Source organism: Arthrobacter sp. NPDC080031 (genome assembly GCF_040702485.1).
GTDB lineage: Bacteria > Actinomycetota > Actinomycetes > Actinomycetales > Micrococcaceae > Arthrobacter.
The window spans coordinates 1-12,262 of sequence record NZ_JBFBLA010000001.1; the positions used below are offsets into that span (position 1 = coordinate 1).

At 62.1% G+C, this 12,262-nt stretch carries 10 protein-coding genes and 2 pseudogenes; 10 read left to right on the forward strand and 2 right to left on the reverse strand.

The window, feature by feature from the left end:
• The first annotated feature begins 126 nt into the window (after positions 1 to 126).
• The 8 genes and pseudogenes from AB0323_RS00005 to AB0323_RS00040 all read left to right on the forward strand — a co-directional run bounded on the left by AB0323_RS00005 (position 127) and on the right by AB0323_RS00040 (position 10,941).
• Positions 127 to 2,081, forward strand: a pseudogene (locus AB0323_RS00005) (NHL domain-containing thioredoxin family protein).
• Between the two features lie 250 nt (positions 2,082 to 2,331).
• Complete coding sequence (locus AB0323_RS00010) at positions 2,332 to 2,661, forward strand: hypothetical protein (RefSeq protein WP_366175575.1); 330 nt, start codon at positions 2,332 to 2,334, stop codon at positions 2,659 to 2,661.
• Between the two features lie 647 nt (positions 2,662 to 3,308).
• Entirely contained in the window at positions 3,309 to 3,731 is a 423-nt protein-coding gene (gene panD, locus AB0323_RS00015; RefSeq protein ID WP_366175853.1) for an aspartate 1-decarboxylase, read from the forward strand.
• 112 nt (positions 3,732 to 3,843) lie between these two features.
• Positions 3,844 to 5,463, forward strand: a complete 1,620-nt coding sequence (locus tag AB0323_RS00020) for a cytochrome b/b6 domain-containing protein (protein WP_366175576.1) — start codon at positions 3,844 to 3,846, stop codon at positions 5,461 to 5,463.
• A 136-nt stretch (positions 5,464 to 5,599) separates the two neighbouring features.
• A complete protein-coding gene (locus AB0323_RS00025) occupies positions 5,600 to 6,799 on the forward strand; it encodes a thiolase family protein (protein ID WP_366175577.1) in 1,200 nt (399 codons plus the stop codon).
• A 135-nt stretch (positions 6,800 to 6,934) separates the two neighbouring features.
• Positions 6,935 to 8,497 carry a Re/Si-specific NAD(P)(+) transhydrogenase subunit alpha gene (locus AB0323_RS00030; RefSeq protein ID WP_366175578.1) on the forward strand — a complete coding sequence of 521 codons (1,563 nt, stop codon included), beginning with the start codon at positions 6,935 to 6,937 and terminating at the stop codon, positions 8,495 to 8,497.
• 29 nt (positions 8,498 to 8,526) lie between these two features.
• Complete coding sequence (gene pntB / locus AB0323_RS00035) at positions 8,527 to 9,966, forward strand: Re/Si-specific NAD(P)(+) transhydrogenase subunit beta (protein ID WP_366175579.1); 1,440 nt, start codon at positions 8,527 to 8,529, stop codon at positions 9,964 to 9,966.
• A 303-nt stretch (positions 9,967 to 10,269) separates the two neighbouring features.
• Positions 10,270 to 10,941 carry a FadR/GntR family transcriptional regulator gene (locus AB0323_RS00040; RefSeq protein WP_366175580.1) on the forward strand — a complete coding sequence of 224 codons (672 nt, stop codon included), beginning with the start codon at positions 10,270 to 10,272 and terminating at the stop codon, positions 10,939 to 10,941.
• 133 nt (positions 10,942 to 11,074) lie between these two features.
• Here the strand turns inward: AB0323_RS00040 and AB0323_RS00045 are convergent, their stop codons facing one another.
• Together AB0323_RS00045 and AB0323_RS00050 are read right to left on the reverse strand one after the other, a co-directional pair.
• Positions 11,075 to 11,236 (reverse strand): Lrp/AsnC ligand binding domain-containing protein, encoded by a 162-nt coding sequence (locus tag AB0323_RS00045; RefSeq protein ID WP_366175581.1) that lies wholly within the window; start codon positions 11,234 to 11,236, stop codon positions 11,075 to 11,077.
• Between the two features lie 41 nt (positions 11,237 to 11,277).
• Positions 11,278 to 11,460 (reverse strand): Lrp/AsnC family transcriptional regulator, encoded by a 183-nt coding sequence (locus AB0323_RS00050; RefSeq protein ID WP_366175582.1) that lies wholly within the window; start codon positions 11,458 to 11,460, stop codon positions 11,278 to 11,280.
• A gap of 212 nt (positions 11,461 to 11,672) precedes the next feature.
• On the opposite strand from AB0323_RS00050, the pseudogene AB0323_RS00055 reads away from it, so the two are divergent.
• Positions 11,673 to 11,921: pseudogene (locus AB0323_RS00055) on the forward strand (AzlC family ABC transporter permease); the annotation flags it as partial.
• Positions 11,922 to 11,947: 26 nt separating this feature from the next.
• Complete coding sequence (locus AB0323_RS00060; RefSeq protein ID WP_366175882.1) at positions 11,948 to 12,157, forward strand: hypothetical protein; 210 nt, start codon at positions 11,948 to 11,950, stop codon at positions 12,155 to 12,157.
• Positions 12,158 to 12,262 lie beyond the last annotated feature (105 nt).

Here is a 12,262-nt window from a genome sequence, read left to right on the forward strand (position 1 = left end):
TGCGTCGCTCCATATTTACGTCAACCTGTTACCGCAAGCCGCGAATGCCAGCTTCGTATCAGTGGACATCAATGTCGCCCTTGGGGCCAGCCCAAGCGACAACCGACAGAAGTCAGGAGCAACCGCATGACGACCGAATCCGCCGCTACCGCGGCGTCCGTCCGCGCCCCCTACCGCGTCCGGGCCTCCGAACTCGTGGGTCGCGAGTGGCTCAACACCGGTGGCCGCCCGCTGGCGCTCGAGGAGCTGCGCGGCAAGATCGCAGTACTCGACTTCTGGAGTTTCTGCTGCATCAACTGCCTGCACGTGCTGGACGAGTTGCGCCCACTGGAGGAAAAGTACCGGGACGTTCTGGTGGCCATCGGCGTGCATTCGCCGAAGTTCGAGCACGAGGCAGATCCGGTGGCGTTGGCCGCTGCTGTCGAGCGGTACGAAGTCCATCGCCCGGTACTGGACGACCCGGAACTGGAAACATGGCAGGCCTACTCGGCCCGGGCCTGGCCGACCCTGGTCGTGGTGGACCCCGAAGGCTACATCGCCGCACACCTGTCCGGCGAAGGTCACGCCAACGGACTCGCAACGCTGGTCGAGGAACTGATCACCGAGCATGAGGCAAAGGGCACACTGCACCGCGGGGACGGCCCGTAGGTGGCGCCGCCCGCCCTTGACGGGGACCTCCGCTTCCCCGGCAAGGTCATGGCGCTGCCCGGAGGAACCTTCCTGACCTCCGACACCGGCCATCACCGGCTGCTTGAGCTCGACGGTGACCTCTCCACTGTCCTGCGCATCATCGGTGAGGGCACCAGAGGGCACGTCGACGGCGGCCCTGATGCGGCGCAGTTCAACGAGCCGCAAGGACTGGCCCGGCTGCCAAAAGAGGTCGCAGAGAAGGTGGGCTACGACCTCGTCGTCGCCGACACCGTCAATCACCGACTGCGCGGGGTCCAGCTCGCGACCGGCCAGGTGGTTACCATCGCCGGCAACGGAATACAGGGCCTGCTCGACGCCCGGCGGGCCCCTGCCCCGCAGAGAGGGGCCGCCTCTTCCGGAGCGTCCGCCACGGACCTCGGCACCGATCCGCTGGACGCCTCGCTGTCCTCACCCTGGGACGTGCTCTGGTCCACCCGGGCCGGCAGGCTTCTGGTGGCGATGGCAGGAACCCACCAGATCTTCTCCTTCGACCCGACATCCGGCACACTTGCAGTGTTAGCCGGCACCGGACAGGAGGGGCTGCGGGACGGGGCCCCGGTCAGGCATGGTTCGCCCAGCCCTCCGCGCTGGCTGAGGACGCCAAGGGAGACATCTGGGTCGCCGATTCGGAGACCAGCGCCCTGCGCGTTCTGCGCATGGACGAGGATGGTCAGGTCGCGGCGGTAGAGACCGCCATTGGCACAGGCCTGTTCGACTTCGGCTTCCGTGACGGCGAGGCTTCCAAGGCGCGGCTGCAACACCCGCTGGGCGTGACTGTGCTACCGGACGGATCGGTCGCCATCGCCGACACGTACAACGGGGCCGCGCGCCGGTACGACCCAGCAGCAGGGACGGTGTCCACGCTGGCACGTGGGCTGGCCGAGCCCTCGGACGCCCTGCTGGACACCTCAATAGGCGGCGAGCCCGTGCTGTTGGTTGTCGAAACAAACGCACACCAGCTCATCCGCCTCTCACTGCCGCGCGAGGCGGTCGTCGTCGACGAGGGTGCCGCGCAGACACAGCGTCCCAAGACCAAAGTCGCGTCAGGTAGGCACGAACTCGTCGTCCGCTTCTCCGCCCCCACGGGCCAGAAGCTCGGCAACCGGTGGGGCGACCCGACACAACTTAAGATTTCCTCCTCACCCGAGGAGCTGCTGCTCGAGGGAGCCGGGACTTCTGCGGGCCTGACCCGCACATTGCAGCTAAACTCCGGCGTCACGGAAGGGGTCCTGCACATCACTTCCCGCGCCGCGGCATGCGACGGGGAGGCCGGCGGCGAGATCCCGGACCACGCGGCCTGCCACCTCTACCAACAGGATTGGGGCATCCCGGTGACAATCGACCCCGACGGCGCAACGTCACTCAGTCTGGACCTGCGCGGACTCAACTAGCCATCACCTGGATGAGGCCGTCCCTCCGAAAGGGGTTTCCAAAATATGCGGCGGGCGCGATCAGCTGGGGACGTAAAGCTGCTGCAGGGTCGATTGACCGCCCATTCCCTCGGGATCCAATATGGCAGCGGGGCAGCCCCTGGCACTAGGCCGCCACGCAGCAAGGTCATTGGCGAAGACACGTACATCGACGCCCCAGGCCAGCGACAGCCCGAAAAGGAATGCCTGACGGGATGCCAGGCATTCCAGCATGCCCAAGCAGCTAAGAAATCTGCAGCCCTATGAACAGCGGCACGTGCCGCTTCCCGGCGGAATTAGTCATGGCCCTGGGGTTCCTGAAGGTCGTCGTCAGAAGCTTGGTTCTCCGGCATTCGCTTTTTCAAGCCGAAGCGCAATGGCGATTTCGATGTTATCGCTTGAGCACCAGCATGGTCCTGCCACCTCCATCGTTCCTGATCATCCAAAGAACGCTTTGGTCAGGGGCGAGCAGGTCGATAGTGCCGGTTATGTTAGCCCGACCCGCGGCAAAGACTTCGATGATCATTGCGGGAGCGTGTGGACCAGTCCGGAACGGGAATGATTCTTCCGAGCCCTGGGGGGTGGATTTGGTTGCTTACATTATGTCTCCGATGCGTGTCGGGATTGGAAGCGGCGTGCCGGCGAGTAGAGGCCTCGAGTTGGGTGTTGGAGGAGAATCCTGCGGGCCTATAGACCATGTCTCGTCGTGCCACCGACGGATGGCGTGATTCCGGGCGTCTGCCCTCGGTTCACAGCAGGTATTGGCCGACCTTCAAAAACATCGCTGACACTCGCTGGGTTGTTCCGATGCTCGAAGTCGCTGGTTGGGTCTCGTTCCCGACCCTGCAGTTGCTGCGGTCGCAATAGCCGTCGGTCGTGTGTGGCGGTGGTATCGGGAAAGGCCACCCATTCGGAAAGTGCGGTGGGGACTGCGACGCTACGCCATGTGACGTTAGCCATGCCTCTTCCTCAATCTCCATATTTGATCAAACACCGGGCCGCCCTGCCCGGTTCTTCAGGGGACGCGATACAACGGAGCGTGCGCTAGACCGCCGGCCCTGCAGAACCACTAAGAGCGTAGGTCGAGGTTTCCTTTTAATGTTCAATAGTAGACCTTGCATTGAATGTTGGACAATGACTAATATGTTCCAGTCAGTCCGGATTGGACCGGTCGCGGTATTTATTTCAGGGGAAACCTCCATGGATCTGATGACTCGTACGATGTTCAAGTCGAAAATTCACCGGGCGACGGTGACCCACGCGGATCTCAACTACGTAGGCTCGGTCACCGTAGACCTCGATCTGTTGGAGGCGGCCGACATCCTGCCCGGTGAGCTTGTCGCGATTGTCGACCTTACTAATGGGACCCGCCTGGAGACCTACACGATCGCCGGCGAACGCGGCAGCGGTGTGTTGGGTATTAATGGTCCGGCCGCCCATCTGGTTCACGTAAATGACACCGTCATCCTGATTACGTACGGAACCATGACCACCCGAGAAGCTACGTCCTACACGCCGAAGGTTGTTCACGTGGATCAGAACAACAGGATTCTCCGACTGGGCAACGACCCTGCTGAGGCAATCACCCCCGGACTGGTCCGACCACCCTTCGCATCAACCACCGGACGGTGAACTAACTATGTCGACCAACAAATCTGAGCCAAGTAGTATCACTGAACGTCCGGGACCTAGAACCAGCGGCGCCGCGGGAAACCGAGTTGCCTCCGGCCACGGCAAGCAGCGCATGGCTGGCTGGACACCGTTGAAGGTCGCGGTCCCCGGCGATGCATCAATTCCGTCAACTGATGTGACGGCAGACATACCCCTGCATGCCTGGTCAATTGCTGCAGAAGAAGAGCGACCCGGTACAGACAACGTTGTGTCTGCTCAGGGATCTCCGCCGGGCAAACGACGGATGTCCGGCTACACGGCGACAAAGGACCCCACCCAGACACCTACCAGTAACCCGCCGGCCCTACATACTGCCCCGCAACAAACTCCGAAGCGGGCTGAGGAAAGCCGCCATGACGTCAAAGCTTCTATCCATCTCCAGGGCGAAGCAGCAACAAAACCATCGGGCAAACAACGCATGGCCGGTTATACACCGATGAACAGCCGTGATCAGCCTTCGCCGGAAACCAGGCGTCTGGAAACCGGCGATGTTCCTAAGCCGGCTGTGTCCCCCGCCCCGGCAACGGCTGCAGATCCGCCTGCGCGCAAGCAGCGGATGGGGCTGCCAACCGCGAACGGCGAGAAACCGTCGGGCAGTGCCGAGGCGCCCGTTGGGCAACGTTTGGGGCAACCGGCTTCGGACTCCCCCACCCCCGCCCCGCCGAGCGCGGCCCCAAAGTCCACTCAGGCGGATGCCTCTCTCGACCGGTCGCCCAGCGCTCCCTCCCCCGGGCTTCCCAGAGAGGCCCCGGCAACTGGCTCTCAGAAGGGATCGAAGACGAAGTCAGAACGTCGTGCCTGGATAAGACCCGTGGGGATGACGGCCGGACTACTTGCGGTCGCCCTCGTCGCGGTACTTGCCGCACGCTGGCTGTTTACCCTTTCAGGCGTTCAGGACTTCGTTGCCAGCTACCCCGGACGTTCGACCATGCCGGACACAACACCTGAAGGTCTCCCCGTGTGGATGGGCTGGCAACACTACTTGAACATGTTCTTCATCGTGCTAATTGCCCGCACTGGCTTACAAATCCGTTTAGAACGCCGCCCGCCGGGCTACTGGACGCCCAAGAAGGACTCTTTTTTCTCGCCGAAGGGCAATTCCCCAAAAAAGGTCTCAATTTCCCAGTGGCTGCACCAAACCCTCGACGTGCTTTGGGTCCTGAACGGCGCCCTATTCATCATCCTGCTTTTCATCACCGGGCACTGGATGCGAATTGTCCCTACGAACTGGGACATTTTTCCGAACATGCTTTCGGCAGCACTGCAGTACGCGTCACTGAACTGGCCCACGGAAAACGGTTGGATCTACTACAACGCGCTCCAAATGCTGGCCTATTTCCTCACGGTGTTCCTTGCCGCGCCGCTGGCTGTCATATCGGGAGTCCGGATGTCGACCTGGTGGCCGGAGAAGGCTGTAAAACTTAGTAAGGCATACCCTGTCGAGTGGGCCCGGGCAGTGCACTTGCCAGTGATGGTCTATTTCTGCGCCTTCACGCTGGTCCACGTACTCCTGGTCTTCCTGACCGGCGCCATGCAGAACCTGAACCATATGTATGGTTCTCGGGACACCGTGGATGCGTGGGGCCTTGTGATCTTCCTGGCTTCCCTGCTCGTTATTGCCGCCGGCTGGCTCCTCACCAAGCCGCTGTTCATAACCCCCCTGGCTGGGAGGACTGGGACAGTGTCTAAGTGACCGACACCTCTCCGCCAGCTCGCGCTCGTCTTACCCAGCACTTTAGGGAGCAGATCGCCCACGTACGCCCGCAAGGCGGCTGCCTTCCCACCTGCGATCCGGAACCCTGGATTAACTTCAACCCTGGAGGAACAACTTGAACCACGCTTTTGTGTACGACGCCGTGCGCACCCCGTTCGGCAAGTTTGGCTCGGGCCTTGCCGGCGTGCGGCCGGATGATCTTGCCGCGCACGTCATCAAGGAGTCCGTGAAGCGGGCGCCGTCCCTGGACGTCGAGCGGATCGACGAGGTGGTATTCGGCAACGCGAACGGTGCCGGTGAGGAGAACCGCAACGTCGCCCGAATGGGCACCCTTCTGGCTGGCCTGCCGGTCTCGATCCCTGGCACGACGGTGAACCGGCTGTGCGGGTCCTCGCTGGACGCCGTCATCATTGCGTCCCGCCAGATCAATACCGGTGACGCCGACCTGATGCTGGTGGGCGGCGCGGAGTCCATGTCCCGCGCGCCGTGGGTGCTGCCCAAGACCGAGAAGCCGTACCCGGCCGGTGACATGACGCTGGCGTCCACCACGCTGGGCTGGCGTCTGGTGAACAAGGCGATGCCCAGGGAGTGGACCATTTCGAACGGTGAGGCTACCGAACTGCTGCGCGAGAAGTACGGCGTGACCCGTCAGGCGCAGGACGAGTTCGCCGCGGCCTCGCACAACCTGTCTGCCGCAGCCTGGGACGAAGGCTTTTACGACAACCTGGTCACCCCGGTCCCGGGCACGGACCTGGTCCGCGATGAGGGCATCCGCCCCGGATCCACCGCAGAGAAGCTGGCTGGGCTCAAGACCGTGTTTCGGACAGAGAACGGCACGGTCACCGCAGGCAACGCCTCACCGCTTAATGACGGCGCCTCCGCGGTCTGGATCGGTAGTGAGCTGGCCGCTGGACTGCTGGGGCTGGAACCGCTGGCCCGCATTGCCGGCCGCGGCGCGCACGCCAACGATCCGCAGTACTTCGGCTACGCCCCCGTCGAGGCTGCCAACAAAGCCCTTGAAAAGGCAGGGATCGGCTGGGACCAGGTGGGCGCCGTCGAACTTAACGAAGCCTTCGCCGCGCAGTCCCTGGCGTGCATCAATGCCTGGGGTATTGACCACTCGATCGTGAACCGGCACGGCGGGGCCATCGCCATGGGACACCCGCTGGGTGCATCCGGGACCCGGATCCTGGGCACTCTTGCCCGGTCCCTGCAGGCCTCCGGCGAACGCTGGGGCGTCGCCGCAATCTGCATCGGCGTCGGCCAGGGCCTGGCCGTCGTCCTCGAAAACGTAACCGCCCGTACCCAAAAGTAAGGCTGTGCCGAACCGCCAGACCAGATCACGCAGCAGCCGGTTATTTTGCCCAGGGTTCCAATGCTTGAAAACGAAGTTCGCTATGCCCGGCAGGAAGTTCCTGCCGGGCCCTTAAGAGGAGAAGAGAGTGAAACCGTGACACGTATCGGTATCGTGGCCGAACTTGGCCATGAGACAAGAGTGGCGGCGACTCCGGTCACCGTCAGGCAGTTGCAGGACTTGGGCTACGACGTCGTGGTGGAGAAGGGAGCGGGAGCGCGTTCCACCTTCACCGATGAAGCGTACGTCGCTGTGGGGGCCAAAATTGTAGGTGCCGATGAAGCTTGGGGAAGCGAGGTAGTGCTTCGGATCAATCCCCCCAGCGAGGACGAAATCGATCGGCTGGCCGAGGGCTCCACCCTGATTGGAATGCTGGCCCCCGCCCTGCGTCCGGAACTCGTCGAAGCTCTTGCTGCGCGTCCCATCACCGCTTTGGCACTGGACGTCGTGCCGCGCATTTCGAGGGCACAATCCATGGACGTACTAAGTTCCATGGCCAACATTGCCGGCTACCGGGCTATCATCGAGGCCGCGCACGAATTTGGCCGGTTCTTCACCGGTCAGGTGACTGCGGCGGGCAAGGTCCCGCCAGCCAAGGTTCTCGTGGCGGGAGCAGGTGTTGCAGGACTGGCAGCTATCGGCGCGGCCAGCAGCTTGGGTGCCATCGTGCGGGCCACTGACCCGCGGCCGGAGGTCGCTGACCAGGTCAAGTCCATCGGCGGGGAGTACCTCAAGGTCGAAGTTGACGAGGTCATGAAGTCGTCGGACGGGTATGCCAAGGCCACCAGCGAGGCATACAACCAGCGTGCCGCTGAGATCTACTCTGAGCAGGCGCGTGACGTCGACATCATCATCACAACCGCCCTTATCCCAGGCCGGCCGGCCCCGAAGCTGATCACCGCCGAGGACGTCGAAAGCATGAAACCGGGCAGCGTAATCATCGACATGGCCGCAGGCCAGGGCGGAAACGTGGAAGGGTCCGCCGCCGGGGAACGCGTGGTGACGGACAACGGTGTCGTGATCCTCGGATACACAGACCTGCCTGGACGGCTGCCCGCCCAAGCCTCCCAGCTGTACGGCACCAACCTGCTGAACCTGCTCAAGCTCCTCACCCCGGAGAAGAACGGGCAGCTAACGATCGATTTCGACGACGTCGTACAGCGGTCGGTGACCGTAGTACGGGAAGGTGCGAAGACGTGGCCACCACCCCCTGTCCAGGTTTCAGCCGCACCGATAAAAGCCGAGACCACGCACACGGCTGACACCTCCAATGGAAAAGCTGGGAGCAAGAAGGCAATCAGTCGCGCCGCGAAGGCAGGACTGATTACCGCGGGAATCGCGGCGCTCTTCGGCCTCAGCGCCATCGCCCCGGCCCCCCTGCCTCAGCACTTTACGGTCCTCGTGTTAGCAGTGGTGGTGGGCTTCTACGTCATCGGTAAGGTCCATCATGCCCTGCACACCCCGCTCATGTCTGTCACCAACGCCATTTCAGGAATCATCGTCGTCGGGGCCCTGCTCCAAGTCACCTCCGACAACATCATCATGCAGATTGGCGCCGCCGTCGCGATCCTGCTGGCCAGCATCAACATCTTCGGCGGCTTCGCCGTCACCCGTCGCATGCTCGCGATGTTCTCACGAGGAGACAAAGCACGTGCGTGAACATCACCGGCAAACCACCCAGAGCATCAATGAGGAGTTCACCCGTGCTTGATAGCGTCTCCGGTCCGTTGACCCCTGATTCCGTTGCAGGAGCAGCCTATATCGTCGCCGGCCTGCTGTTCATCCTGAGCCTCGCCGGTTTGAGCCAGCATGAGAAGGCCCGCGGCGGCGTCATCTACGGTATCTCCGGCATGATCGTCGCCCTGGCTGCCACCATCTGGCTCACTCTGCAAAAGGCCTGGGGAGGAGAACAGATCCTCATCGGAGTGATCTTGCTTGTGGCTGCGGTTCTGATCGGTGGTGCAATCGGCCTGTGGCGCGCCCGCGTCGTGGAAATGACCGGCATGCCCGAGCTCATCGCATTACTGCACAGCTTCGTCGGCCTCGCGGCCGTACTGGTCGGCTGGAACGGCCACCTCGAAGGACCACAGCTGCCCGGCTCCCTCCTGGCGATTCACCATGCCGAAGTCTTCATCGGGGTCTTCATTGGAGCCGTTACCTTCACGGGATCGATCGTTGCCTTCCTCAAACTGTCCGCCAGGATGAAGACGGCGCCGCTGACCCTCCCGGGAAAGAACGCCATTAACCTGGCAGCGCTCGTTGCCTTCGTCGTCCTCACGGTCTGGTACGTCAACGACTCGCAGCTGTGGCTGCTGGTCGTCGTCACCGTCCTTGCCCTCGGGCTGGGCTGGCACTTGGTGGCCTCCATCGGCGGCGGCGACATGCCCGTCGTCGTCTCCATGCTCAACAGCTACTCCGGCTGGGCCGCAGCCGCCGCGGGCTTCCTGCTGAACAACGACCTTCTCATCATCACCGGCGCCCTCGTGGGCTCCTCCGGCGCCTACCTGTCCTACATCATGTGCAAGGCCATGAACCGGTCCTTCATTTCCGTCATTGCCGGCGGCTTCGGCATCACCGCAGCTGCAAACAAAGACGCGGACTACGGAGAGCACCGGGAAATCACAGCACAGGAAACCGCGGAACTACTCACCAACGCCTCCACAGTGGTAATCATTCCCGGGTACGGCATGGCAGTCGCCCAGGCCCAGTACCCAGTCGCCGAACTTGCCCACAAACTGCGGGAACGCGGCATCGACGTCCGGTTCGGAATCCACCCTGTCGCCGGCCGTTTGCCGGGGCACATGAACGTGCTCCTGGCCGAGGCAAAGGTTCCCTATGACATCGTTCTCGAGATGGACGAAGTCAACGATGACCTGAACGGCACGTCTGTCGTCTTAGTAATTGGAGCAAATGACACCGTCAACCCCGCAGCCGCAGAGGACCCGTCCAGCCCCATCGCAGGAATGCCCGTCCTCCGCGTCTGGGAAGCAGACAACGTCGTGGTCTTCAAACGCTCCATGGCAACGGGTTACGCCGGCGTGCAGAACCCCCTCTTCTTCCGCGAAAACTCCCAGATGCTCTTCGGCGACGCCAAACAACAGGTCGAAGAGATCCTCCGTGCCTTCTAACTAGGAAGGGACCCTCTGGTGTCGGCCGCGTCAAGCTCGGGACAGCACCAGAGGGGACGGCCTATGGCAAATGCACCACAGGCCCCTTCGGCGCCAATGTCGCCTTCGGTTGTGCTTTGTCGCAAGGGCGCTTTTCAAAAGATTTTTCACAGCTCACACCGCGAGGAATGTCTCTGCCCTTAGCAGCTCGGATGATACTGTACTTAGTGGTGAATGATCGACTTTAGATAGGACAGGTGGCGGACCGTGCGAGCTGCTCCCAGCAAGGTAATTGGCCAGTCAGTCATGCGGCCAAGGCAACAGGTGGAAGATACTCTGAGGGGTGCCATTCTGTCCGGAAGCCTCAAGGGCGGCGAGATGCTGCCGCCTGAGACCGAGCTCGCCAGTCAGTTCGGCGTCAGCCGCACGACTCTTCGTGAAGCCCTCCGGGTGCTGACATCGGAGCGACTCATTCGGAAAGTTCCAGGGGCGCGCGGGGGAAACTTTGTTCAGGCAGCCGATCACAAGGCCCTCGGCGAAGCCCTGATTGACTCCGTCGAGAATCTGCTGGCGCTGGGTAGTATCCGGTTTGATGAAGTCGCCGAGGTGCGTCAGTACCTTGAAGTTCCTTCGGTGCGTCTCGCCGCCCAGCATCGTACTGACGAAGATGTCACAGAACTCCAGGCGATCGTTAAGCGTCAGAAGAGCGCTTCCATTGATGACCCGTCAGTCTCGGAGTTGGACAGAAAATTCCACACCCGGATCGCATCGGCTTCAGGAAACCGCGTGTTGGCATCATTGGTTGCCGCCCTGCACCATTCCACGGAGCCGGTTGGCTATCTGGCACTCTCACCCGAAGTTGGCCGCGAAACCGTCCAGCAACACGTAGCGATCGTGCGGGCCATTACCGACCAAGACCCCGAGGCCGCTGAAGCGGCCGTCGTCGAGCACTTGACCTACCTTAGAAGCCACATTATCGCCTACCAAAACGAGTGACTTGGTCAGAGCACTCGGAGGCACAGCCTCGTCGCTGATGTAATCCGGCCGCATTCCATCTCGGAGCCTCCCGGGCGAAATCTCCCATCTCATACTCGCTGCAGGTTGTTGCCCATTCACGACTTGATCGTTTTCATGTGAACCGCGAACTGACTTTTCGGATCCCGGGGATAGTCAGAACTTTGTCACTGAGGAAGGTCTCGTAGGCGGGAAAATCCAGGACCTTAATGCGCACGTAGTAATCGGGCGAGCCGAACAAGCGGTGCAGCTCGGTGACTTCCCCGAAGGCGGCCATCGTGTTCTAGAAGCGGTCCACGCTCTTACGGTCAATGTTGGTCAGCTCGACGTCGAGAACCAGCTCGAAGGCGCGGCCGACAGCCTTCGGGTCAATCTCGGCGCTGTACCCAGGATGACGCCGGCGGCCTCCAGACGCTGCAGGCGGCGCAGGCAGGGGCCGGGCGTGAGACCGACAGCGGCCGCTAAGTCTGCGTTGGAAATGCGGCCATCGTGCTCGAGCACACCTCAATTATCGCTTTGCCCTGGCTTTTCCGCGTCAATATATGCTGTGGAACCCGCCACGGCTGCACCATTGGCACCCGCACGCCGCGGTGAAAATGGAAGGATTGCGTCATCGCCGACATGACGTAAATTCTTCCCGGACACACAGTCTCGTGCTCCCGGAGGCGCGAGACCGCCAGGTGGTTGTGGTACTCCTTCGCGGCAGCCTGGGCATGTATACCTTGGACGTCGCGTTCGGTCTAATTGTTGTTCAGGCCGGCTCGCCCTGGTGGGCGGCGCCGGCTTTGTCCATTGCGGGTTTCGCTGGATCCCTAGAATTGCTGCTTGTGGGCATGATCGTGGCGGTCACGCCGCTGGCAACCATCGCTCTGGACACTTTCCTCGTAAATTTTCCGCCACGTCTTCTCTATTCGTTTTCCTTCCCCCTGAACGTGGTGAAGAATCCGTTCGCGAAGGCATACTCGGTGTACGCGCTGATCCACAAAGCGTGCGCAGTCACGGCCGCCTCTCGCGAGACTTGGACGCCCTGGTCAGCATGCAGGCCGCGTTCCATTGCTACTGGATCGGGGGCGGCCTCACCGGGGTACTGCTCGGATCGCTGATGCCGGGGCCGGTCAAAGGACTTGACTTCGCTTTGTGCGCGCTGTTTGTCACGCTCACAGTCGACGCGTGCGCACCCGCCAGCAAGTTCCGCTGAGCGTCGGCATCGGTACGGCGGTGTACGTGATTCTGGTGAACGTTCTTTAAGAAAGGAAGGGATAGTCCGGATGGCAGGAGGTAAGCTCGTACAGCGTCCCAGAAG

What these genes read in the sequence shown, in the direction of transcription:
- AB0323_RS00010 (WP_366175575.1), top strand. Translation starts at nt 2,332, where the DNA reads ATGCCCAAGCAGCTAAGAAATCTGCAGCCCTATGAACAGCGGCACGTG.
- panD (WP_366175853.1), top strand. Translation starts at nt 3,309, where the DNA reads ATGACTCGTACGATGTTCAAGTCGAAAATTCACCGGGCGACGGTGACC.
- AB0323_RS00020 (WP_366175576.1), top strand. Translation starts at nt 3,844, where the DNA reads ATGGCTGGCTGGACACCGTTGAAGGTCGCGGTCCCCGGCGATGCATCA.
- pntB (WP_366175579.1), top strand. Translation starts at nt 8,527, where the DNA reads ATGAGGAGTTCACCCGTGCTTGATAGCGTCTCCGGTCCGTTGACCCCT.
- AB0323_RS00045 (WP_366175581.1), bottom strand. Translation starts at nt 11,236, where the DNA reads ATGGCCGCCTTCGGGGAAGTCACCGAGCTGCACCGCTTGTTCGGCTCG.